The organism is Parabacteroides johnsonii DSM 18315 (assembly GCF_025151045.1).
Taxonomy (GTDB): Bacteria; Bacteroidota; Bacteroidia; order Bacteroidales; family Tannerellaceae; genus Parabacteroides; species Parabacteroides johnsonii.
On record NZ_CP102285.1, the window covers coordinates 1,437,824 to 1,461,357 of the forward strand.

Below are 23,534 nucleotides of genomic sequence, written 5' to 3' on the forward strand. Positions count from 1 at the left end.
AGTCTTTAATTTTCGCAAATATAACGCATTCCAACCACAGAATCTTTGTTGTAAAGCTCAAATTCGCAAAACGGATAAAATATTTTGTACACTTGATCTTATATGACAGTGGTTGTCTTACTGGTTGTAGTCCAATATATTACGGTTTCAACGGACCATAAAAGTACGATGCCGTAGCACCGCCGTCGATCAGAAAGTCCGCTCCCGTGATAAATGCCCCTCTGTCGCTCATAGGTAGTTCGGCAACATTGGCAACCTCGTCCGCGGTTTCGGGGCGTCCTGCCGGGCATTTGGCGAACATGTTTTTGTAAAAATCACCTCGTGGCCCGTTGAACTCGGCGATACGCCCGCCGCATTGACGAGCGTTGAAATTTCACCATGTTTCCGTGCAACTGCAATCAAGTTCAAAATGGACTCCCTTGAGGAAAGATCCATTTCGATGGGTGTTGCATCAAATCCTGCCTCATTCAACGTGCGGCAAACAGCCTCGGCACTCTTCAGATTGTGGTCTCCGACAACGATCTTTTTCCCATATCCCATGCGGCGGGCTATCGCCATTCCTATCTGCCCGGCACCGGTCAATATCATTACTTCTTTATTCATATTTGCTTTTTCTTTATTCTTCGATAACGTAATTTTTTATCTCATTGCCGGTTTATTCTTCATTTTGTTCCAGCACACGGGCCATCCGCTCCAATCCATCAGCAAGCAACGCACGGGGGCAGGCGATATTCAAGCGGATGAATCCCTCTCCACCGGGTCCGTACATCGTACCTGAATTGATCATCAGTTTTTGTTCCTCTTGCAGGCGCAAGGTCGTAGCATCCGAACCGATACCGAGTGCTCGGCAGTCTATCCAGACCAAGTAAGTTCCTTCAAGCGGCAGCACGGGATATTGCGGCAGCCTCTTGGCGAAAAAGCGGCATAGATATTCGTAATTCCCTCGCAGGTATTTTCGCAAAGCATCGAGCCACGTTTCGCCCTCGTTGTAAGCAGCTATCGTGGCGATGACACCGAACGGATTGACATCGCATACTTCGTTGATATTGATGGCGCGATCGATGCGGCGGCGCACCTCTTCGTCGGCCGCAATGATGTTGGCGATTTGCAGTCCGGCAAGGTTGAACGCCTTGCTTGGCGAAACGCAAGTCACGGAATTTTGTTGGAAATGTTCGGATAGAGAGGCGAAAGGCGTATAATCATGCCCTTCGTAGGTCAGTTCGCAATGAATCTCGTCGGCCACAACAAACACCCCGTTGCGAAGGCAGATGTCGCCGATATGCCGCAGTTCTTCCGGCGTCCAGACCCGTCCGACCGGATTGTGAGGATTACATAGTAATAGGATTTTCGTCTTCGGATCAGCCACCTTCGCTTCGAGGTCGTCGAAGTCGATTGAGTAGCGACCGTCCCGGTAAACGAGGTTATTGGCCGATAGTTCGCATCCGTCGTTGCGAATCGACGAATAGAAGCAGTTGTATGCCGGAGTCTGGACGATTACCTTGTCGCCCGGTACGGTCAGGGCTTTGATAATGGCCGACAGAGCCGGTACGACACCACTTGTATAGATAATCCACCGGGGATCTATCCGCCAACGATGACGGCTCTCGAACCACCGGACAACCGCATCGTAATAGGTTTCGGGCACTTTGGTGTAACCGAAAATACCATGATCCACCCGCTTTTGTAAGACATCGATAATGGCAGGTGCCGTACGAAAATCCATATCCGCCACCCACATGGGCAGTACATTTTCCTCTTCGGGAGTGTCCCATTTATAGGAGTTCGTCCCGCGACGCGGAACAATCGTATCGAAATCGTAGTTCATAATTTATCTTTTTATACGTAGTTTATAAATCCAGTTACCGCTCCAAAGTCTCGCGAGGAAGATTACTCCCCGGAAACAAAGCTCAATACACATGGCAAGCCACACGCCGCGTAGTCCCATCGTGGGAGAAAGCCATGCCGCCAGTGTCAGTCGCACGCCCCAAATACTACCGAAGTTCATCAGACTGGGTACGAATGTATTACCCACACCTACGAATACACCGTAGGCAACGATAGATGCCGCAAACATCGGCTCCGCAAAGGCTTCTATCCGCAGAATCTCGATTCCCAACGTGCGGATTTCCTCCACGGGAGTCATCACTCCGATGATTTGCGGAGCCGCCACATACATCAACGCTCCCATAACACCCATAATCAGCATTCCCGACCAGACGGTAATATTGGCGAAACGACGGAGCAACCGGATACGGTTCGCTCCAAGGCTCTGACCGACCAACGTCGTGGCAGCCTCCGAGATGCCGTAGCCGGGCATATAGCAGAGGCTTTCGGCAATGATGGTGAACGAGTTGGCAGCAATGGCAACGATGCCGAGCGGTGCGACAATCACCGTCGTTGCGATCTGCGCCCCGCAAATGGCCATGTGTTCGAATCCCATCGGTAATGAAATACGGAAAGCCTTACGCAACGTCTCCCGTTGGGGTAGAAAACTTCCCCGTTCTCCGATGAGCTTCAGCATGGGCGAACGGCGGCATAGATACCACATCATTCCTCCGGCGGTAACGAGTTCGGCCAATACCGTTCCCAATATAGCACCTTTCACACCCAGACCTGCACCGAGAGCGGTAAATGCTACTCCGAACCACTCCACCTGCCTCGTCGGAAAGATCAGGAAGAAGTTGAACATGACATCCAGCAAGCACATCATTATGTTCAGTATGGCGGGCACGCGCATATTCCCACTGCAACGCAACATGCCTCCTGCAAGAAAGTTCAACTGCAAGGCAGGCAGGAATAGTGCGAATATTCTGAAGTAGAGGGATGAATCGCCCCGTATCGCCTCATCGCCGCCCAACCAGATAGGAAGCATACCACTGATGGAAATGCCGACAACCGCCAACAATGAGCTGAAAACAAGCGTGGCAGTAACTGCTTGACGAAGTATCTTTTTGGCTTCCACGAAATCCCCGGCTCCGATACGGTGTGCCACCTGTACGGAAAATCCCGTCGCAGCAGCTGCACACACCCCCCAGAACAGCCAAGTGGTGGTCGATACCAATCCGATGGAGGCAGCGGCATTCGCCCCCAAGCTGCCCACCATCGAGGCGTCAATGTATTGCATGGCAATGGAGGATAGTTGCGCCATAATTGCAGGGACGCTAAGGTATGCAGTCAGGCGTAACTGCTGCCCCAGCGTCATTTGCTTCCCTTCGCGGATAAGCGATAGCAGGTAATCGGTCTTTCCTTTTCCTATTCCCATCAAGTTATTTGCAAGGGTGTCAATCGGTAAAACAGGTTTTCTCGTCCCAGAGTTTCAGCTTGCAATCGGCGGGAGCTTTGATATTCTCGTCGAGGATAATCTCTCCGTAGCTTTCGGCGGTGATACAACCTGTTCGCGGATTCTTCACTCCGCCTATCGCACCTTTGATGGTGGCCTGCACCGAGCTGTACTCGAAAGCCCGGTCACAGTCGGGGCCGAACGTGCAATTCTCCAACACGAGGTCGTGGGCATAGCAGAGCGGCTGTTCGCCGGTAATGTGACAGTTCACCAACCGGAGATTGTGCGAATGCCAGCCCAAGTATTCGCCGTTGAGTTCCGAATCGTAGATCGTCACGTTCTCCACCTCCCAGAAAGCATCTTTCGTGGTGATTTTGGCATTATGAATCTCCACATCTTTCACGTACTGGAAAACGTATTTACTGTCACTTTCCAATCCGTCGATGCGGATATTGCTGCTGAACATGAAGGGATAAGTGCCGCCATGTAGTTTCAGATTTTTGATATTCAGATTCCGGCAACGCCAGAACACTTCATCGGCATCGTTTATCTCCACGTTCTCGATTTCGATGTCGTGCATCTCGCGGAACATCTTGGGCGCATCAATGCGTGTATTCGTCATTTTCAGATGGTCGGAGTACCATAGCGCCGAACGTCCGCCGACATCGAAGAAACAACGGTCGATAACGAAACCGTGCACATGCCAGAAAGGATAATTCCCCTCGAACCGGCAATCGACGGCTTCGATGTTGCTGCACTCCTTGACGGCCGACTCTCCGGCACGGATGATTACATTTTCCAAACGTAAGTCATGTGATTCGAACAAAGGTCTTTCACCTCCGAATTCTGCATTTGATATTACTTTCATATTTTTCATTTTTCAATTATTATAATCCATATTCAACTTGTAACAGTGCAAAAGTATGAAGCTACCATCACAACAACTTTGCTTCAAGGCTCAATTTGCTTTGTTATAAAGTTCATCTAACAGGGGATGGTTTATGTTATAGGCACTATTCTTTTACTATGGACTTAATGAATCGGGCAGGAACACCGCCTACGATTGTGTTAGCTTCCACATCCTTCGTAACGACCGCTCCAGCCCCGACAACTGCATTGTCGCCGATGGTTACGCCTTGCAAAATCGTCGCATTGGAACCTATCCATACGTCCTTGCCCAACACGATGGGTGCGGGATAGGTCGTTTGGCGATCTTCTTGAGCCAAACCGTGATTGAGTGTGGCAAAGACCACGTTATGTCCTATCTGGCATCCGTCGCCAATTATCACTCCGCCATGATCCTGAAAATGACAGCAGGCATTGATGAATACCCCTTCACCGACGGTGATATTTTTACCGAAATCGGCATAGAACGGTGGAAATACCCGGAGCGATTCCGGTACCTCGTAACCGAATAGCTCGGAAAGTAATTCGCGTACTTCGTCCGGTGTGTGGTATGCTGTATTCAGCCGGAAAGTAATGCGCCGGGCTTCGTTGCTCATATCGTCCATAAAGCGGTGTATCTCCTCTGTATCGAGTGCCCTGCGAGTCTTGACATATTCTTTGAATGCATCTGTTGTCATGCTCTTTTCTTTGTGCTCCATATTGGTCGATCTTATTTAAGTTTGTCATACTCCTCGTCCGTAACCGGTTCGAGCCATTCGTTGGATGTCTTTTCTCCCGTAATCTCGAAAGCCAGATGGGCGAACCAGCTATCTGCAGCCGCTCCGTGCCAATGCTTCACGTTAGCCGGAATGTGGATGACCGTACCGGGTAGAATCTCTACCGCCGGCTTACCTTCTTCCTGATACCAACCTCGTCCGGCTACACCGATAAGTATCTGCCCGCCGCCTTTTGTCGCTTTGTGGATATGCCAGTTGTTACGGCAGCGAGGTTCGAAAGTGACGTTTGCTATCGACACCTGCTCGCCTGAAATGGGTGCAAGGTAACTGTTACCGATGAAGTACTGTGCGTATGCCGTATTCGGTTTACCGATAGGGAAAATCATCTCCCGCTGGAAAGCTGCTTTGGCATCTTCACCTGCCGTATCTTCCGCCCATACACCTTTGGCGAGGTTGAACGCTGCCCAAGCCTTCGGCCAACCCGCGTAGAAACCGATATGGGTAATGATTTCAGCGATCTCGGTGCGGGTAATACCATTTTTCTTTGCCGACTGGAGATGGAACACGAGCGAATTGTCCGTGATACCTTGACTGATAAGGGAGGTAATCGTTACTAAACTGCGGTCACGCAGACCTAATTTATCGGTGCGGCTCCATACTTCGCCGAAGAGGACATCATCGTTGAGTTCCGCAAATTTGGGGGCGAACTCACCGAGTTGGGTACGCCCTGCTGTCTGTACTATTTTTTCCTGTGCCATAACATTGAGTGTTAAAATACTGAATACTGAAATTAGAAGAATCTTGTTCATGATTATTTTATTTTATGAAGTTATAGAGCTTGTTGGCCGGATTAAGCGGTGTCTGGTCTGACAATACCAACGATTTGACCATATGCAACGTTCCCAGCTTATACTTCTGGAAGTGTTCCGAAGCGATATGCTTCTCGTATGCCTTACGGCTTGCATACGTTTCGAGAATCGTTACCTTGCAAGGATTCTCCTTTTCACCAATCGCATACATCGTCAGCACGCCTGGTTCAGTGCGCAGAGAGATTTCGCCCACCTCAGTCGCATAGTTTATATACTCGTCGAGATATTGCAGATAAACCTCTATTTTCGACAGCCGCACGATACCATCAGCCGTCATCGGCTCTTTGGCACACATGCCCGGCTGCTTGTCCGTATCCTGGCACTTGTCGGTGATCTCTTCCGTCAGAGAGGATGGAGGAGTTTCAGCAAATACACGGAAAATACCTGTTGTAGCACCGGCTGCGAGTAGTGCAAAACTCGATGCCGTCCTTAAGAAATTTCTGCAATCCATAATTTTCTATTTTTCATTGTTTATTTTCTGATTGCAAATTTACCGTGATCGGATAAGCCGGTTTGTATACGATTTACGGATATTCATACCCGAATCCTCGATTCTACATAGAGCTGTATGTAATTCGAATCAAATGAATTACTTTTGCTCGAAAGAATTAAAATAAACGCTTATGGAAGAAGTTATAAAACTCGATGAAATAGATAAATACAACAAACTGTTCGGACTCGAAACACGGCATCCGTTAGTGAGTGTAATTGATTTGTCGAAGGCGACGCAGTGGCCGGAACACTTCAAGGTCAACTATGGTGTATATGCCCTTTATCTGAAAGATACCTACTGCGGGAACATCCTATACGGACGTCAGAGTTACGACTATCAGGACGGTACGATTGTCAGCTTCGCTCCCGGTCAGGTCGCGGAGACCGAGATGCTGAAAAATGTGCAGCCGAAAGCTCACGGCATTCTGTTCCATCCCGACTTGATTCGGGGCACAGCACTCGGTCAGGAAATTAAGAACTACTCATTCTTCTCTTATGAAACCCGCGAGGCGTTGCATCTTTCAGAGGAAGAACGTGAAACCGTAATGGACTGCCTGCATAAAATAGAGGCAGAATTGAAGCATAGTATCGACAAGCACAGCCGCCGGTTGATTTGTGCCAATATCGGACTGTTGCTCGACTACTGTATGCGCTTCTATGAACGGCAGTTTACTACCCGTGAAGAGGTAAACAAAGATATTGTCGTCCGTTTCGAGCGACTGTTAGACGAGTATTTCGACAGCGATGCCCCGATGCACGAGGGATTACCGACTGTCAAATATTTTGCCGACAAAGTATTTCTGTCTGCGAATTATTTTGGAGATATGATCAGGAAACAGACAGGGCAGACCGCTTCGGAATATATTCAGAACAAACTGATCGAGCGGGCTAAAGAAGCCTTGCTTGGTACGGACAAGACGACGAGCGAGATTGCTTATGGATTGGGATTCCAATATCCGCAGCATCTAAGCCGGATGTTCAAACGGGTGACAGGTTGTACGCCCAATGAATTTCGTTCTCAAAATTAGTCTTTATATAGCAAGTTATGAACGAACTGTTATTTCCCGGACTTTATATCGCTGACACTGACGATTCTCGTGTGATTCTTCCGAGCTTGTTTCGGTCGGGATACTATTGTCTGATATTGACGGACTTGCTTATTGTAGCCTGCACAAAGTATGGCCGGCTGCATTGCGACTACTGCGATGGAACGCTCATCGGTTATCGTCCGGATACCCTCTGTATGGAAATTCCTGCACCTTGCCTATGGACGGTTGCATTTCATCCCGACCTGTTCAAGGGCAGAATACTTGAAAAAACGATCGAAGAATACACGTTCTTTTCATATGCACTCAAAGAAGCGTTGCATATATCACTAAAAGAGAAACAGATACTTTCTTCCTGTGTCGATGATATTCGCAGGGAACTTCATCATGGTACGGACTCTTACAAATGTACTATTCTGACACGACATATCACCCGTTTGTTGGATTATACCACCCGTTTTTACGAGCGGCAGTTCATTGTCCGTGAATTGAACAATGAACTGCTGATACGACAATACGAAAAACTCGTCAAACAATATATTGGAGAAGGGCGACTGGCACAAGAGTCGCTTACATCTGCCTATTGTGCCGAACAGCTTCATTTATCGGAAGCCTACTTCAACGATTTGCTTGAACTGCAACTTGGACATACGCACAATTGCCATATCCAACTTCTGCGTATCGAAATAGCAAAAGAGAAACTACGTTCCTCAGAAGAATCCCTTTCTCAAATAGTGTATGAACTCGGATTTCCTTCGGTACAATATTTCGGCTTTCTTTTCAAGAAGATAACAGGAATATCTCCGAATGAATATAAACTATTGAATTGATTTATAAAGGTAATTCTATTGTTCTATACTATATACTATTAGTGCGTTGATTTTTCAGAAACAAACCATTATTTGAACACCTGAAAGTTGCTGCCAAGTGGGGGAGGAGATAGCCATCTTGCGGGAGAGCGGATTTTTATCTATTTTTGTATTTAAAACCTGCCTGTATACGGATTGACAGGCAAAAAACAATAAAGAAACATGGTACAAAAATTTTGTCAGAGTTGCGGTATGCCTCTTAATAATTCCAACAAAGGGACGAATGCCGATGGTAATCCTAATGAGGACTACTGCATCTATTGCTACAAGGAGGGGAAATTCACCCAAGACTTTAACATGAGCCAGATGATAGAGTTCTGCACGCAATTTACCGATCAGATAAACAAGGAAGCGGGCTGGAATTTGACACCCCAACAAGCAAAGGAGCAGATGCGGCAATTCTTTCCAACGCTCAAACGCTGGAAGCAGAAAGATGAACGAAGCTTGACTGAAAAGGCCGCGCATCTTCTTTCACAGTGCAAAGAAGTAACGTTGGTATCGATCAATGCCGACGGCTTTCCTCGTCCCGTACCCTTGGATAAGATTTACTCGGCAGGATGCAATGAGGTATGGGTAGTCACCGCTAAAGGCTCTGAAAAAGTGGCGGATTTCAATCTCAATCCCAAAGCAGGGCTTTCCTATTCGTTTTATGGCGACAGCGTCGCATTGCGTGGAACTGTTGAAATCATTACCGACGACGAGACACGCAAACAGATGTGGCAGGAATACTTCATCAATTATTTCCCCGGAGGTCCGGCTGACCCGAACTATGTACTTATCCGTTTTATCGGCACAGAAGCGACAATCTGGATAAACGGCGAGTTTGCCCATGTAAACCTCCCCAAGTAAATTACACATAAATTAAATAAAACAGAACAAACGATGAGTAACGAAATCCTCTACATCCTGCTTCCCGACTTTGCAGAGCACGAAATGGTTTACCTTGCGGAGGCAATAGCCTCTGATGAATTTTCCCTGAAAGAAAATCCGAAATACATCAATAAATTTGTGGCTTCCACTTTGGATCCGATCAAGTCTATCGGCGGCTTTCGGATCATGCCCGATTATTCGTTTGACACGATACCCGATGATTATGCGGCACTCGTGCTGATCGGCGGCTTTGGTTGGGTAACGCCCATTGCCGATAAAGTAGTGCCTATTGTGCGCCAAGCCGTTGAGAATGGAAAAATTGTCGGAGCTATCTGCAATGCCGCGTCGTTCATGGCGAAACATGGTTTCCTGAATGATGTCAAACACACAGGCAATGGCATTGATCAGCTGAAACTGTGGGGCGGAGAGAACTACACGAATCATACAGGATATGTCCATGTACAAGCGATTGGAGATAAAAACATCGTGACTGCCAACGGTTCGGCAACGCTCGAATTTGCCAAGGAGTTACTTTTGTTGCTTGAGAATGATATGCCGGAGCGCATAGAAATGTATTATCAGTTCAACAAGCAGGGATTTTGCGCCCTGGTATAATCTTACATAAGCAAGTGTTAGGGTGTGTATTCTGTGTTTTACTTGCATAAAAAACATAGAATACACATCCTAACGCATTGAACAGGTTTGAACCGTTATCACTTATTCGGCCATTCCGATTCTTTTCAGCCTTTACTTGTTTTATATGTCTATTCAATAACTCCAATTCGACGCAGCCAGCCTTCCGTACCGTTTGCACTGCCCGGCATATCGATACCCGCATCGTCGGGACGTCCCGGCGTCGTAATGTCATCCGCATCGAGGTCTTCGGGAAGTGTTTCGGGAATATGCTTCGAGGAACGTACAAACCACCATCGCGGGTTGATGCCACCAGCAAGGCGAACCGACGAAAATCGTATCGTATTTCGCAATCGTTTCCTCATCAAGCAGGTTCGCTACTCCGGGACGCAGGTCGTTGTAGGCTTCACGCTGGATGCGGTCGCTGTCATCATAAGGATTTGCGGCATACGGTTCGACAGCCTCAATCCGATGGATGTCAGCACCCGTAAGTTCCACGATGCGTTCCGCTACGGCCCCGGTGTGCCCCTCGGCGGAAAAGTAAACCACAAGCATATTGCCGTTCCCGGACGGAGTATCGGGTTCATCCGGATTAGCAGGATTTTCAATTTCACTTCGGATAAACCCTCTAAATTCGGTACACCGACCGTTGCTTATTGTGCTGACCAGTTGCATCTATCTGCGAATTATTTCGGAGATTTGATAAAAAAAGAGACCGGTTTATCTGCACAAGAATATATATTGGCAAAAACAATGGATACAGCAAAAGAGCTGCTTGCCGATCCTACAAAATCTGTCAGTGATGTGGCTTATGCTTTAGGGTATCAATATCCTCAGTATTTCAGCAAGGCTTTCAAACGTGTCGTGGGATGTTCGCCGAATGAATACAGAAATTTAAATTAACTTATAAATAACTATGTAATAATTGATTAAGAAAAAATACTTATGATTCTTCCTTTAGCATTCATCTTGTTACCGACATAATAATCATTTTTCTTCACTAATAGGTGAATGTGTACCGCAATACTTCTTTCTATATTGCAAAGGAGTCATATTATGATATTGCTGAAACAACTTGTTCAAGTAGCACGGGTCGGTATAGCCCATTCTGTTTGAAATCTCTTTAATGCTCATTTGAGTGCCGACAAGCATATCTTCCACCGTTTTCAACCTGCTTTTTTGGATGTACTGTTTGAAATCCTCTCCAAAATTCCGTTTAAAGAAACGGCCTGCATAAGTGGGGGAAAGGTGAAATTTTTCAGCTACAATATTCAATTTCAGGAGTTCGGGCTGGTGGATATGCTGCCTGATATATTTTAGCATATACTGTGCCTTGCTACTGTCCGCATTGTCATGCTCCGGGGCCGATGTGGAAAGATTTCTTACAGCAAGCACAATGACACTGTTCACGTAGCAGTTCAGCAGATAGTCCGACATCATTTTCTTTTCAGATACCTCCCTGACAATAAGCCCAATCAAACTGTGAAGCATTTCCGCATCACTCTGTTGAAACCAGATACAGTATCTGGCTTGTATGTCGAGAGCCCCTTCAGCATATCTGTTTATATAATCGGTTACATAATTCTCCGTGAACCGGATAAACAAATAACGGCTATGTGAACAGATCCGAAACAGATGAACTCTATTGGGCGGTATCAGGCATAAGTCGGCGGCACAATAGTTATGATGTTCTTTCCCGCCATTTACGGAATTGACAACAAAACTTTCAGTACCTTCCAGAATATAAGCCATTTCGAAAAAGGAATGCTGGTGCTCTCCAATCGGAAATGTATCGTGCTCCCTTAAAAGTATTTCAACCGGCTGATATAGATTTTCTTTCCACATAGTTTATTTTTCCATGTTTATGGTGCAAAAATACAATAATCTTCATACCCATGACATCTAACTTTGCACAAAAAACAGAGGGACAACCTATGCCGCCTCCAAGCATGATTTGTCGCAGACGGAGGTTGGACTTCTTATTAAAGACATAACAATAGCAATATGGAAAAGATTTGTTGGAAAGGACATGCCGCCATGTTCGGGGCAAATGCCATGTGGGGGCTGATGTCTCCCATATCCAAATTTATCATGTTGGGAGGAGCTGTTACGCCTCTTGTCGTAACCGATTTGCGTATCGGGGGCGCGATGGTGCTCTTCTGGATAACTTCTTTTTTTCAAAAACCGGAACATGTCAACCATAAGGATTTGGCAAGCCTGTTCGTAGCCTCCCTTTTAGGTATTGTATTCAATCAAGGTTGTTTCATATTCGGTGTCAGTCTAAGCTCACCCGGTGATGCCTCCATTATTACTACCAGTATGCCTCTATGGGCTATGGTACTGGCTGCATTGATACTGAAAGAGCCCATTACCGGTAAGAAAGTGTTGGGCATTGCGGCCGGAGCGAGCGGTGCGTTGTTACTGATACTTGGAAACGGGCAAAACGGGCAAGGAACATCGGCAACAACCGCAGGCGGCACAATGATATGGGGCGATTTGCTGGTGTTGCTGGCACAGTTCTGCTATGCCCTCTACATTGTATTATATAAGGATTTCGTGAACAAATATTCGCTGGTGACCATTATGAAATGGATGTTCACCTACTCGTTCATATGCATCCTGCCATTTTCTGCCAACAGCCTGATGCGTACGGACTGGAGCAGCCTGCATCTTCCTGAATTGGGTGGCTTGTCCTTTATTGTGGTGGGAGCCACCTTCATCAGCTATATGCTGATTGTAGTAGGGCAGAAGAATCTCCGTCCCACCGTGGCGGGCATGTACAACTATATCCAGCCGCTTGTAGCCTGCATCGTTGCCGTCTGCTGGGGCATGGACTCTTTCAATTTCATCAAGGGCATAGCCGTGGTCTTCATCTTTGGCGGTGTCTATCTGGTCACTTTGAGCCGGAGCAGGAAGGAGTTGGAATCCTATAAGGCAAATAGAAACCGCCTCTTGCGGAAATAGTCCCTTCGTCTCTTTCGTCCTTTTGATGAAGAGAAACTTGTTGTTCCACCTTATATTTTGTATATTTGATGCCAGTACAATTTGTTTTCGACAATGTCGTGTATATATACGACAACGTCAAAGATATTTTCGACAATGTCGAAAACATACACGACATTGTCAGAAACAAATTACACTGGCATCTGATATCGGATACATGGTCAGGAAACACTGATGACATTGGATGGCGACAAGCGATAGATGGGATTTTAGTATCAATCAAATTGGAAAGAAGAAATGAAACGGGTGCAATTCGGTATTTACCAGGTGCCGGCAAAAAATGAACAAGGAGCAAACGGAAAACGTGCGTATGCCCGGCTGATCAGTAAAGAGACGAAGAAGATGGATGAGATCTGCTCGTTTATCAATGAGTGCTGTTCGGTCAACTCGGCCGACATCAAAGGGGTTTTGGATGCTTTGTCAAAATATGTAGGGAGGGAACTGTCGTACGGTTCCTGTGTAGAATTGGACGGACTGGGGTTTTTCTCGCCCGCTTTGAAAACCTTTAAAGACGGTGTGAATGAGAAAGGAGAGGAGATATATAAAGTGAGGGTGGACGGCGTGAATTTCCGTTGCGCGAAGAAACTGAAAAAACAGGTACGGGAAAGCCAGCCTCAGAAAGTGAAGCGGACGAACGTGTCGAAGCTTGATTATGATGGACGCAAAGCCAAGCTGATGGCTTATCTGGAAATGCACCGGTTTATAAACCTGACCGATTATCAAAGGTTCGTGGGATGCACGTATTATGTGGCGAAAAACGATTTCAAGAAGTTTGAGGAAGCGGAACTTGTGCAGCGGCAGGGATATAAGACGCATCGCGTATATATCCTCGCCACAGCACAAGAGGAGTGATCTTTAGATATCGCAGTTTTCCTTATGCAAATCCTTGCTCAACCGCATGGCGCAGAAGTTAGGGCCGCACATCGTACAATATTCGCCATCCGTCACGGCACTATCCTTATAATATTGTAAGGCGCGTTCCGGATCGAGAGACAGGTTGAACTGGTCTTTCCAGCGGAACTCAAAGCGGGCTTTGCTCAAGGCATTGTCACGGACTTGTGCTCCGGGATGTCCTTTTGCCAAGTCGGCGGCGTGGGCAGCGATCTTATAGGCGACGACACCAGTGCGGACATCTTCTTTATCCGGCAGGCCGAGATGTTCTTTCGGGGTGACGTAACAGATCATCGCCGTGCCGTGCCAGGCAATCTGGGCAGCTCCGATAGCCGATGTGATATGGTCGTAGCCCGGAGCGATATCTGTTGTCAGCGGGCCTAATGTGTAGAACGGGGCATTATGGCAAGCATACTGCTGTTCTTTCATGTTCTCCTGTATCTTATTCATCGGGACATGGCCCGGACCTTCGATGATGACCTGCACGAACTGATCCCAGGCAATCTGGGTCAGCTCGCCCATCGTATGCAGTTCGGCAAACTGGGCGGCATCGTTCGCATCATAGATGGAACCCGGACGGAGCCCGTCGCCGATCGAAACGGCGATGTCGTACATTTTCAATATCTCGCATATCTCGGAGAAATGCGTATACAGGAAATTCTCTTCATTGTGGATCTGCATCCACTTGGCCATGATTGAACCACCTCGTGAGACGATACCGGTCAAACGCGTTTGTGTCAGTTCGATATGCTTTTTAAGCAAGCCGGCGTGGATAGTGAAATAGTCGACTCCCTGTTCCGCCTGCTCGATCAGTGTGTCACGATAGATTTCCCAACTCAGGTCTTCTATCTTTCCGTTTACTTTTTCCAAAGCCTGGTAGATGGGAACTGTCCCCATCGGAACCGGACAGTTACGGATGATCCATTCGCGGGTTTCATGGATATTGTCTCCCGTCGAAAGGTCCATTAAGGTGTCGCCTCCCCATTTGCAGCTCCATACGGCCTTTTCGATCTCTTCGTCTATACCGGACGAGAGGGCGGAGTTGCCGATATTGGTGTTGATCTTCACCAGGAATTTCCGGCCGATAATCATCGGTTCGGCTTCGGGATGGTTGATATTTGCCGGGATGATGGCACGCCCGGCAGCAATTTCTTTACGGACAAATTCGGGAGTGATATATGATTTCAACCCTAACGCCTCGATCTGCTGGTTTTCGCGGATGGCAACATATTCCATTTCCGGAGTGATGATACGCCGTTTCGCATAATACAGCTGGGTGATGTTTTTCCCCGCTTTAGCACGATAGGGCAGGTGATGTTTCGGGAAGCGGATATGATCCAGCGAAGAATCGGCAAGGCGTTGCCGGCCATAATCGGAAGTCAGTTCTTCCAGGCGGATCAGGTCTTTGCGTCCTGCATACCAAGATTCGCGGATACGGGGAATGCCGTTTTGCGTATTGACCGGGATTTTCGGATCCGAATAGGGCCCGCTGGTATCATACACGATGACGGGATTGTTCTTTTTGTGGATCAACTCTCCGTCTTCATCGCGTGTGACGGTATCCAGTATTTTGATCTTTCGCATACCCACGTTTATCTTATGTATCTTGCCGGGTATGTAGATCTTTTCCGATGAAGGATACGTGATGCGTATTCTGTTCTTATTTGCCATAATTATATTGTTTATTTTTATATTTCAGAATCGTCCCTGCAAGGGTCCGGTTTATGCTTGTTAATCTCCCGGATGAAACGGCGTGTCTCTTCGACCGGATCTTCGGCGTTGATGATCGCTCCGGAAACAGCGATGCCTTCTATCCCTGTTTCCATCAACGGAGCAATGTCTTCAAACTCGATCCCTCCGATGGCAAAGATAGGAATTTCAAGGCCAGCTTCTCTGCATTGTTCCATGATTTTTCGATATCCTTCCAAGCCCAGCACCGGACTCAGGTTCTTTTTGGTCTCGGTATAGCGATAAGGGCCCAGGCCGATGTAGGAAGCTCCTTCCCGGTCTGCTTTCAGGATATCTTCGAACGTGTTGGCTGTTGCCCCCACAAGGAAAAGATCCTCTTTCCCTTTTTCGATGATACGGCGCCAGGCTTCGGAGACCGGCATGTCGTTTTTGCCTAAATGGACACAATGGATGCCGGCCTTGAAAGCCATTTCCAGATCGTCGTCCAGGCAACAAGCACAATCTGTGTCGCAGTCGAACATGGTAAAATGTGCAACTGCCTTGGCAACTTCCAAATTCAAATTCTCTTTCATGCGGAGTTGTACCCAGGTACAACCGCCTTTGGTCACCATCTTGACCTCATCCAGCTCTGTGTATTTGTCCGTACGGTGTGTGATGAACATCAACCGGTTAGTACCGGTAAAACAGGCATATCTTCCTCTGCCTGCACTTGTATATAAGAAATCATCTAATTCCATGCTTGTAGCTTTTTATATTGTGTGATAATAGAATCCTCTTTATCCACCGAAGGGTGGTTTCCCCAAAGTGCTCCCAAAACGGCGGCTCCCCCGAAGCGGAAAGGGCTCAGAAGCGGAAGGGTCGTCTGGTCTATGCCTCCTAAGGCTATGACTTTATCATTGATAGTCCCGGTATCGGATGCTTGCCTGAGTGTTTCCGGCTCAAAACCATTCCCATAGCCTTCTTTGGATATACTTTGAAAAATAGGACTTAGGAACAGATAGTCGAGCTCCCCGAACTGTTCGAGTTCTCCGATCGAATGGCATGAGCGGCTGATTGTGCCTGTAAAACCGTCCGGTATCTGGTTGTTGCGTCTGTTCAGGTGTACTCCGCCCAGGCCATATTCTACTGCCAGTCCGAAACAGTCATGAAGTACGATTTTCGGATAGTAGATAGCCGGAATCCGATCCAGCAACTTGCGCAATTCATTTGCTTCGCTATCCGGTTTACGCAGATGAAGACGTTGCATTCCTTCATCAAACAGATGCGAAAGGACGGTATCTTCTCCTTGAAAAAAACGGGGAGAAGTAATGACGATCAGCTTTTTCATACTTCTATTTTTATGAGGGGAACCGGATCAAAGAAATGATCGAGAGGTCCGTGTCCATGTCCTGTCTTTACATCGGCCCCGGCACGAAGGGCTGCCGTTATGTAATCTTTTGCCGCACGTACGGCATCCGGCAGTTCTTTTCCTAAAGCCATATAGGCGGCGATGGCAGACGAGAGCGTGCAACCTGTGCCATGTGTATTTTGAGTCTGGATGGTCGGTACAGCCAGTCGGAGAGGAGCTTCATCGTGTGTGAACAGGATATCGGCCATTTCTTTACCTTCCAAGTGGCCGCCTTTCATCAATACGGACCGGCATCCCAAAGCCAACAGCTTTTGTGCGGCCATTTCCATTTCTTCCTCGTTGCGTATCGGCATACCGGAAAGAAAAGCAGCTTCGTCAATATTCGGGGTAATCAGTGTGACGCGGTGAAAAAGTTCTTTCACAATGACTTCGATGGTTTCATCTTCTATCAGCTTGCTGCCACTTGTCGAGATCATAACCGGATCGAGAATGATTTTCGACGGACAGAAACGGTCGATCGAGCAGGCTACGATCCGGGCTGCCTCCCGGTTATGCAGCATCCCGATCTTGACGGCATCGACTGTCAAGTCCTCGAATACGGCATGAATTTGTCCTTCGACGATCTCCGGGGAAATAGCTTGTATTCCTCTTACCCCCTGTGTGTTCTGGGCCGTGATCGATGTAATGGCTGAGGCCCCGAAGACTCCTAAGGCCGAAAATGTTTTCAGATCCGCTTGTATTCCGGCACCACCACCACTGTCTGAACCGGCAATAGTCAGTGCCACTGGATAGCGAAACGTCGTGTTTATTTTCATTTTTACATACAAAAGGAGGGAAAAAGCCTTGTCTGTTCTTTCCTACGGCGGCATTACCCGCATCAGGTTCATGAGGGTATGATCTCAGCCCGTTAACAGTATGGCACCCCTTTCAGGAGACAAAGGTAGGAAGATTTTTTGTAATTGGAATATAATGTGCGTGTTTTGGAACACTCTATAAAAAGAATCTGTTATACTTTTGCAGCGTTTTATTTAGGGATAAAGTAAAAATAAAAGGATAAGAAGTTGTGATGGGGAAGAAGATTGTTTTTTTGCTGGCATCCTTGTTTACGGTATGGATAGCAAACGGACAGAATACGATTATAAAGGGAATAGTAACCGATTCGATTACAGGGGAGGGGCTGCCCTACGTTTCCCTTATATTTAAAGGGACGACAATAGGTACAGCGACTGACGGGGATGGAAACTTTTCATTTTCCGCATCGACCGGTGTCAAGAATCTGGAAGTGTCTTATTTAGGATATGATACGAAAGAAGTGAAGGTCATTCCGGGTAAAACGAATAATCTGAAAATAAAATTGGCTCCGAACGGGATCACGTTGAATGAAGTCGTCGTAAAGCCCAAGAAGGAGAAATATAGTAAGAAAGAGAACCCGGCCGTTAAGTTCGTGAAGCAGGTCATTGCCTCGCGTGAAAGCAATGATCCGCGTAACCACGATTATTTCCAATACGATCAATATGAGAAGATGGTCTTTGCGATGAATGATTATCATCCCAAACCTAAAAAGAACGGAAAGCCGGGCAAATTCGATTTCTTGATCGATTTTGTCGATACGCTTGATGTCGGTACGACTATTCTTCCGGTGTCGGAAAAGGAGAAGGTGGAATCTGTCTATTACCGTAAAGATCCGAAGTCGGAGAAGCGTCTTGTGAAAGGGAACAAATCATCCGGTGTAGATGAGATATTCTCGCGCGATGGTATCCAGCAGTTTTTGAATGAGGTTTTCCGGGAAGTCGATATCTTCAAGAATGACATTCCTTTGTTTTTACAGCGGTTTGTCAGTCCGCTGTCTACTATCGGACCGAATTATTACAAATATTACTTGCTCGATACGTTGAATGTGAACGGACAGAAATGTGTTGATCTGGGGTTTGTCCCTTTCAATTCGGAAACATTCGGTTTCACCGGCCATCTGTTTGTTACACTCGATTCTACATTCTTTGTACAGAAGGCTATCCTGAATGTCCCTAAAGACATCAACCTGAACTTTGTTTCCGGAATGACGATCGAACAGACTTTCGAACGTACGCCCGACAGTACCCGGATCATTACGAAGGACGACATCAATGTTAATTTTAAATTGAGTGAGAAATCGAAAGGTATGTATGCACGGCGATTGAATATCTACAGCAACCATTCTTTTGATGAACCTGATGCCGAACGGGCGCTTGTGTTTAAGGAGAGCGCACCCGTCATCACGTTAAAGGATGCCTATCAGCAGTCGGAGGATTTCTGGACAAGTAACCGACCGGAAGAGGCGATAAAGAAGAATCCGAATTCGGTCGAAAAGCTGATGGCTAAATTCCGTTCTGTTCCGCTCTTTTATATAACGGAGAAAGTCGTATCGGTTCTTGTATCCGGTTATATCCCGACTAATAAGGACCCGCTGAAAAGTAAGTTTGAATTCGGGCCCATGAATACGGCTATCAGCGGTAATGCGATCGAAGGAGCCCGTTTCCGTGTGGGTGGGACAACAACGACGGCATTTAGCAAAAATTTGTTTTTTGACGGATATATGGCGTATGGGACAAAAGATGAAAAACTGAAATATGATGCTCTTGTCGAGTATTCGTTCAATGATCGTAAAGAATACCGTAAGGAGTTCCCGCTGAACTCGATCCGCCTGGAATATATGTACGATATCAACCAGTTAGGTCAGCAATATATGTACGCCAGCAAGGATAATATGTTTTTGGCCTGGAAACGTCAGAAAGATACGCGGGCCACTTATCTGCGGCAAGCCGAACTGACCTACTACCATGAACATTATAATGGTCTGGCCTATGGGGCTGTCGTCCGTAACCGTCGCGAATATGCAACTGAATATGCTGTGTTTGACCGGATCGGGCCGGATGGAACCATTAGCCCGGTTAAAAGCTATGATATGACAGAGTTGGAGTTGAAGTTCCGTTATGCTAAAGATGAAAAGTTCTACCAGACACGTAACCTTCGCTATCCGATTACTTTCGATGCGCTGATCTTCAACTTCAGTCATGTGATGGCAAAGAAAGATTTGTTGGGTTCGTCTTATGATTATCACCGTACGGATATTGGTATTCAGAAGCGTTTTTGGTTCTCGGCTTTCGGTTATATCGATCTTATCACGAAAGCGGGAAAAGTATGGAACAAGGTGCCATATCCTTTGTTGATCCTTCCGAATGCAAACCTTTCGTACACGATCCAGCCAGAATCTTATACGAATATGAACGCGATGGAGTTCATCAGTGACGAATATGCCTCCTGGGATTTGACATATTATATGAACGGAAACTTGTTGAATCGTCTGCCGCTTGTCAAGAAGTTGAAATGGAGGGAAGTCTTTTGTTTTCGTGGCTTATGGGGACATCTGACCGATAAGAACAATCCGATGAATGGGGGAGACGGCCTGTATCTTTTCCCTGACGGTTCGTACACATTGGGCAAAGCTCCTTATATGGAAGCCAGTGTCGGCATTGAAAACATCTTTAAGTTCCTTCGTCTTGATTACGTTTGGCGTTTGAACTATCGCGATCATCCGGGTATCCAGACGAAAGGTGTTCGGTTTATGATGCGAATGTCATTCTGATATCACTATTTTTTGAGGGTGTGTCAAATATCGGTATTCTGCGTCATCCGCGTCCGGTAATATCAATTTGACCCACCCTTAAATTGTGTTTATTAGTAAGGTAGCTTATCTTCCTTCTTAAAAAGCCTCTGTCATATTCATATAGACCTGCATGCCCGGCTGTCCGGGTTCTTTCCCTATATCCAGTCTGAAGTTCTTTCCCGGCTGCATCTGAAAGCGGAGGCCGGCTCCGAAATTAAGTTTCCATTTATTCCAGTCAAAAGGAGTTTCCCCGATCGTTCCGGTCCCGACCCATGCTACAAAACCACATTTTGCCCAAAAGTTCCCGCTTTTGTATTTGGCCGGGGAGCCGAACATATGACGGTACTCAACGATTCCGTACGCCATCGACTTGTCCCGGTACTTGCCCATATAATAACCACGAAGGTCGAAGGGAGAACCGAAAGTCGGAAGTTCCGTAAAAGGAACATCCCCTAAACCAATCTGGCTTTTGGCAATCCAGGCAAGTGTACTACGCGGACGGAATATGTTTTTAAACTGTCGGTATTCAAGCTCGATAATCTCATAATTATAAGCTCCTCCTAAATATTTACCGAATAGTTTGAAATTGGCTCCTAACAACATACCACGCGTAGGTGTCGCCACATCATCACGAGTGTCATATTGGATAAGTCCACCTATGCCGACATTGAAGTATTTTCTTTTGAATTGTTGAAAATAGGGGTCTTTTTCCATTACCGGATTAACATCCGAAACCTTTGTGTAGTTCAGGTCAAACAGGCCGCCTAAATAGAAATGCGGACGGACTTCCCATACGAATCGAGGATACAATTGAAAATAGCTTCGATGAAACCGGGTGGTGGAATCTCCCCTCTCGATCGTCTCCGCCTTTTCAAATCCTTTCCCGTAATAGTGCGAAGGCTCGTTCCGATAACCATAATTCATATAGATACGGAAACGGTTCTCATTGAAGAAAAATGTTCCAGCACCCGCTACGACAATGGTTCCGTTTATAGACAGGTTCAAACCGGCAGGAAGGAAGGAGCGTTGGGAAATCGTGTCCTGCTTATTCATCCGGAAGCTGGCAAGGACAGCACCGCCCACACCGAACGAAGCTTCCGGCGTATAGGAAGGCCCCCCTAATACGGACCACCATACATTTTTGTGGGCCCGGATGGAATCTTTACGCAATTGACGGTAGTAGCGTTTCAACTGCTTTTCGTTCAATTTCACTCCGTCTACGATGACAGTTTCCTTTCGGGACACGGTATCTGAAGGAGTCATTATTTCTTCAGAGGAGAGCGCAACGATATCGCGTTGCTCCTGCGCCTTTGCCGGCAAAGAAATCGTAAGCAAAGAGGCTCCCGCAAATACAATAATATATTTAAGCATTGACTAATCCTATTAATGAGGACAAATGTATAAAAAAAATCGGATTTATTTCAGAGGGGCAAGCGGAACCAAAAAGTCGCCCCTTCACCTTGTTGGGAATCTACACCGATTGTTCCTCCGAATTTGTCGACAATCATGGCACATATAGGTAGTCCAAGTCCTGTCCCTTGCGCGAAAGTGTTCAATTTGACGAAGCGGTCAAATATCTGCTCTTTCTTGTCTGATGGAATTCCGATTCCTGTATCTCTTACAAAAAAGTAGATGTCTTTTTCAGATTTTTTATAACCGAAGGTAATACTGCCTTGTTCGGTAAATTTCATGGCGTTGGTCATGAAATTGATCATGATTTGCATGATACGGTTACTATCCGTATTGATGATACATTCGGATTGTCTTTGCACGAATTCGATTTTAACAGAATCTGGTCTTGTGTTTTTCATTTTCATTTGCTGACAAAGATCTTCCATCAACTGATTGATATCCGTGTCGGAATAGGTGAAGTCGAGGGTCCCGGATTCTATTTTGGCCATATCGATAATATCGTTTATCAGTTGCAGCAACAGTTCGTTGTTAGAAGTGATGATATGGACAAATTCCTTTTTCTCCTCCGGATCGTTTGCTTCGACTAATAGGTTAGAAAAGCCTATGATGGCATTCAAAGGTGTGCGGATTTCATGGCTCATGTTTGCCAGAAAGGCTGATTTCAAACGGTTGGCTTCATCAGCTTTCTTCACTTCGTATTGTAGACGCTCGATACGTTTTTTATCTGATATATCTTCGATCTTCATCAGACCGCCTTGTATTTCTCCGGTATTTGTATAAACCGGAATGGCGCTGATTTCGATGACAGTGTCTTTTTCGATCAGCTCATGGCGTACCGGCTTCCCTCTTTCTATCGCTTCACTTAAAGCACATTGCGAACAAGGTGCTCCACGGCCCATCACTGTTTGATAACAAACTTTTCCGGCACTATAATGCCTTCCTTTGGCGATCTCATGCAAGTTGGCTGTCGACTCCCATTGGACAACATAGTTTTTATCGACGAAAACAAGTCCGAAATTGATGCTGTTCAATACCAGGTTTTGGTTTTTGATTGCATTTTCCAGTTCCTCTTTAGCCTGGATCAGTTTTTTCTCATACTCTTTTATCTGTGTGATATCCCAGCGAACAACTAAGAGCCAGTGATTGTTTCCTAGTGTTATGACAGACTTGTTTACGATCGTATTGTGTATTGTCCCGTCAGGTGTAACATAATCGTCCTCCGCTTGGTATTCAACTTTATTTTTTACCAGTTGCTCATCTATTTGGCGATATTTCCGACCTCGTTCTTTACCGTATATTTCAAAATCGGAGTGTCCCAGAATTTCTTCTCGGGTTGTCCCAGACTTCCTTTCTGCTTCTTTGTTCCAAAGTTTATATCTGAAATCGTCATTGATGTCCTTGACGAATACGGGGAAGGGGAGGTTGTCCAATATATTCAGACAAAATTGCTGAGAGTCTATGATTTTAGCTTCCCTGGCTTTATATGAGGTTTGCTTTCTGTTACTTCTGACCAAAAGTAATAGAAGAATGATACAAATTATCGTTTCTATGATTAGCATTAGTTCCATAAGCTAACGTTATACTTTTTACCCTGATACACTAAAATAGCTGATTATTATTATCTATCGCAAAGGTAGTATTTAAAATTCAATTCCTATATGCGTGTCACTAATAAAAATAGAACATCAAAAAAAGGAATTTTCTTTGATAAATGATATTTTACTACTATTTTTACGAAAGATACAAATAGACGTTTATATGTAGTTAATCTGCCGCTAAATGATGGCACAGTATTATATTGTGAAACAAAAATGCACGAGATCTGTACAAAAAACGATTGTTTTGTAAACAAACCATGTGTATTTA

General features: G+C 46.1%; 19 protein-coding genes and 4 pseudogenes. 8 read left to right on the plus strand and 15 right to left on the minus strand.

Features of this window, described 5'->3' with window-relative positions:
- Positions 1–139: 139 nt before the first annotated feature.
- The 7 genes and pseudogenes from NQ564_RS05935 to NQ564_RS05965 all read right to left on the minus strand — a co-directional run.
- A pseudogene (locus NQ564_RS05935) lies at positions 140–603 on the minus strand (SDR family oxidoreductase).
- A 52-nt stretch (positions 604–655) separates the two neighbouring features.
- On the minus strand, positions 656–1,825 hold the full coding sequence (locus NQ564_RS05940) for a MalY/PatB family protein (protein WP_008148155.1): 1,170 nt from the start codon (positions 1,823–1,825) through the stop codon (positions 656–658).
- A gap of 3 nt (positions 1,826–1,828) precedes the next feature.
- On the minus strand, positions 1,829–3,262 hold the full coding sequence (locus tag NQ564_RS05945) for an MATE family efflux transporter (RefSeq protein WP_008148154.1): 1,434 nt from the start codon (positions 3,260–3,262) through the stop codon (positions 1,829–1,831).
- Positions 3,263–3,281: 19 nt separating this feature from the next.
- Entirely contained in the window at positions 3,282–4,148 is an 867-nt protein-coding gene (locus tag NQ564_RS05950; protein WP_039848125.1) for a DUF3737 family protein, read from the minus strand.
- Positions 4,149–4,293: 145 nt separating this feature from the next.
- Positions 4,294–4,863: a sugar O-acetyltransferase gene (locus NQ564_RS05955; protein ID WP_036608487.1), complete on the minus strand. Its 570-nt coding sequence runs from the start codon at positions 4,861–4,863 to the stop codon at positions 4,294–4,296.
- A 32-nt stretch (positions 4,864–4,895) separates the two neighbouring features.
- Positions 4,896–5,711 carry a carboxymuconolactone decarboxylase family protein gene (locus NQ564_RS05960; protein ID WP_008148148.1) on the minus strand — a complete coding sequence of 272 codons (816 nt, stop codon included), beginning with the start codon at positions 5,709–5,711 and terminating at the stop codon, positions 4,896–4,898.
- 7 nt (positions 5,712–5,718) lie between these two features.
- Positions 5,719–6,114, minus strand: a pseudogene (locus NQ564_RS05965) (putative quinol monooxygenase); the annotation flags it as partial.
- Positions 6,115–6,394: 280 nt separating this feature from the next.
- Between NQ564_RS05965 and NQ564_RS05970 the strand changes: the two are divergent.
- The 4 genes from NQ564_RS05970 to NQ564_RS05985 all read left to right on the plus strand — a co-directional run bounded on the left by NQ564_RS05970 (position 6,395) and on the right by NQ564_RS05985 (position 9,663).
- A complete protein-coding gene (locus NQ564_RS05970) occupies positions 6,395–7,291 on the plus strand; it encodes a helix-turn-helix domain-containing protein (RefSeq protein ID WP_008148144.1) in 897 nt (298 codons plus the stop codon).
- Positions 7,292–7,308: 17 nt separating this feature from the next.
- Positions 7,309–8,139: a helix-turn-helix domain-containing protein gene (locus NQ564_RS05975; protein ID WP_008148143.1), complete on the plus strand. Its 831-nt coding sequence runs from the start codon at positions 7,309–7,311 to the stop codon at positions 8,137–8,139.
- Positions 8,140–8,340: 201 nt separating this feature from the next.
- The gene (locus NQ564_RS05980) at positions 8,341–9,027 is read left to right on the plus strand and encodes a zinc ribbon domain-containing protein (protein ID WP_008148138.1); all 687 of its coding nucleotides are present in this window, start codon (positions 8,341–8,343) and stop codon (positions 9,025–9,027) included.
- A gap of 33 nt (positions 9,028–9,060) precedes the next feature.
- Positions 9,061–9,663 (plus strand): DJ-1/PfpI family protein, encoded by a 603-nt coding sequence (locus NQ564_RS05985; protein WP_008148136.1) that lies wholly within the window; start codon positions 9,061–9,063, stop codon positions 9,661–9,663.
- A gap of 149 nt (positions 9,664–9,812) precedes the next feature.
- Here the strand turns inward: NQ564_RS05985 and NQ564_RS05990 are convergent.
- Positions 9,813–10,356: pseudogene (locus tag NQ564_RS05990) on the minus strand (flavodoxin).
- Between NQ564_RS05990 and NQ564_RS05995 the strand changes: the two are divergent.
- Positions 10,291–10,584, plus strand: a pseudogene (locus tag NQ564_RS05995) (helix-turn-helix domain-containing protein); the annotation flags it as partial. The pseudogenes NQ564_RS05990 and NQ564_RS05995 sit on opposite strands and share 66 nt — an antisense overlap.
- Before the next feature lie 84 nt (positions 10,585–10,668).
- On the opposite strand, the gene NQ564_RS06000 reads toward NQ564_RS05995, so the two are convergent.
- On the minus strand, positions 10,669–11,526 hold the full coding sequence (locus NQ564_RS06000) for a helix-turn-helix transcriptional regulator (RefSeq protein WP_227963229.1): 858 nt from the start codon (positions 11,524–11,526) through the stop codon (positions 10,669–10,671).
- Between the two features lie 159 nt (positions 11,527–11,685).
- Between NQ564_RS06000 and NQ564_RS06005 the strand changes: the two genes are divergently transcribed.
- Together NQ564_RS06005 and NQ564_RS06010 are read left to right on the plus strand one after the other, a co-directional pair.
- The gene (locus tag NQ564_RS06005) at positions 11,686–12,645 is read left to right on the plus strand and encodes a DMT family transporter (RefSeq protein ID WP_008148129.1); all 960 of its coding nucleotides are present in this window, start codon (positions 11,686–11,688) and stop codon (positions 12,643–12,645) included.
- Between the two features lie 276 nt (positions 12,646–12,921).
- Positions 12,922–13,536 (plus strand): HU family DNA-binding protein, encoded by a 615-nt coding sequence (locus tag NQ564_RS06010; protein WP_008157856.1) that lies wholly within the window; start codon positions 12,922–12,924, stop codon positions 13,534–13,536.
- A gap of 3 nt (positions 13,537–13,539) precedes the next feature.
- Here the strand turns inward: NQ564_RS06010 and thiC are convergent, their stop codons facing one another.
- From thiC to thiD, 4 genes are read right to left on the minus strand one after another with little or no spacing between them, the layout of a single operon-like run.
- Positions 13,540–15,246, minus strand: a complete 1,707-nt coding sequence (gene thiC, locus NQ564_RS06015; protein WP_008148125.1) for a phosphomethylpyrimidine synthase ThiC — start codon at positions 15,244–15,246, stop codon at positions 13,540–13,542.
- A gap of 17 nt (positions 15,247–15,263) precedes the next feature.
- Positions 15,264–16,001 carry a thiamine phosphate synthase gene (locus tag NQ564_RS06020; protein ID WP_008148124.1) on the minus strand — a complete coding sequence of 246 codons (738 nt, stop codon included), beginning with the start codon at positions 15,999–16,001 and terminating at the stop codon, positions 15,264–15,266.
- Positions 15,992–16,591 carry a thiamine phosphate synthase gene (locus NQ564_RS06025; RefSeq protein ID WP_008148121.1) on the minus strand — a complete coding sequence of 200 codons (600 nt, stop codon included), beginning with the start codon at positions 16,589–16,591 and terminating at the stop codon, positions 15,992–15,994. The genes NQ564_RS06020 and NQ564_RS06025 overlap by 10 nt, the downstream gene beginning before the upstream one ends.
- On the minus strand, positions 16,588–17,427 hold the full coding sequence (gene thiD / locus NQ564_RS06030) for a bifunctional hydroxymethylpyrimidine kinase/phosphomethylpyrimidine kinase (RefSeq protein ID WP_008148119.1): 840 nt from the start codon (positions 17,425–17,427) through the stop codon (positions 16,588–16,590). Before thiD ends, NQ564_RS06025 begins: the two co-directional genes overlap by 4 nt.
- 251 nt (positions 17,428–17,678) lie before the next feature.
- On the opposite strand from thiD, the gene NQ564_RS06035 reads away from it, so the two are divergent.
- Positions 17,679–20,234, plus strand: a complete 2,556-nt coding sequence (locus NQ564_RS06035) for a DUF5686 and carboxypeptidase-like regulatory domain-containing protein (RefSeq protein ID WP_008148117.1) — start codon at positions 17,679–17,681, stop codon at positions 20,232–20,234.
- Positions 20,235–20,351: 117 nt separating this feature from the next.
- Here NQ564_RS06035 and NQ564_RS06040 read toward each other — a convergent pair whose 3' ends face one another.
- Entirely contained in the window at positions 20,352–21,626 is a 1,275-nt protein-coding gene (locus tag NQ564_RS06040) for a BamA/TamA family outer membrane protein (RefSeq protein WP_008148115.1), read from the minus strand.
- 50 nt (positions 21,627–21,676) lie between these two features.
- Positions 21,677–23,236, minus strand: coding sequence for a PAS domain-containing sensor histidine kinase (locus tag NQ564_RS06045; RefSeq protein ID WP_008148113.1), 1,560 nt, complete (start codon positions 23,234–23,236; stop codon positions 21,677–21,679).
- Positions 23,237–23,534: the final 298 nt, after the last annotated feature.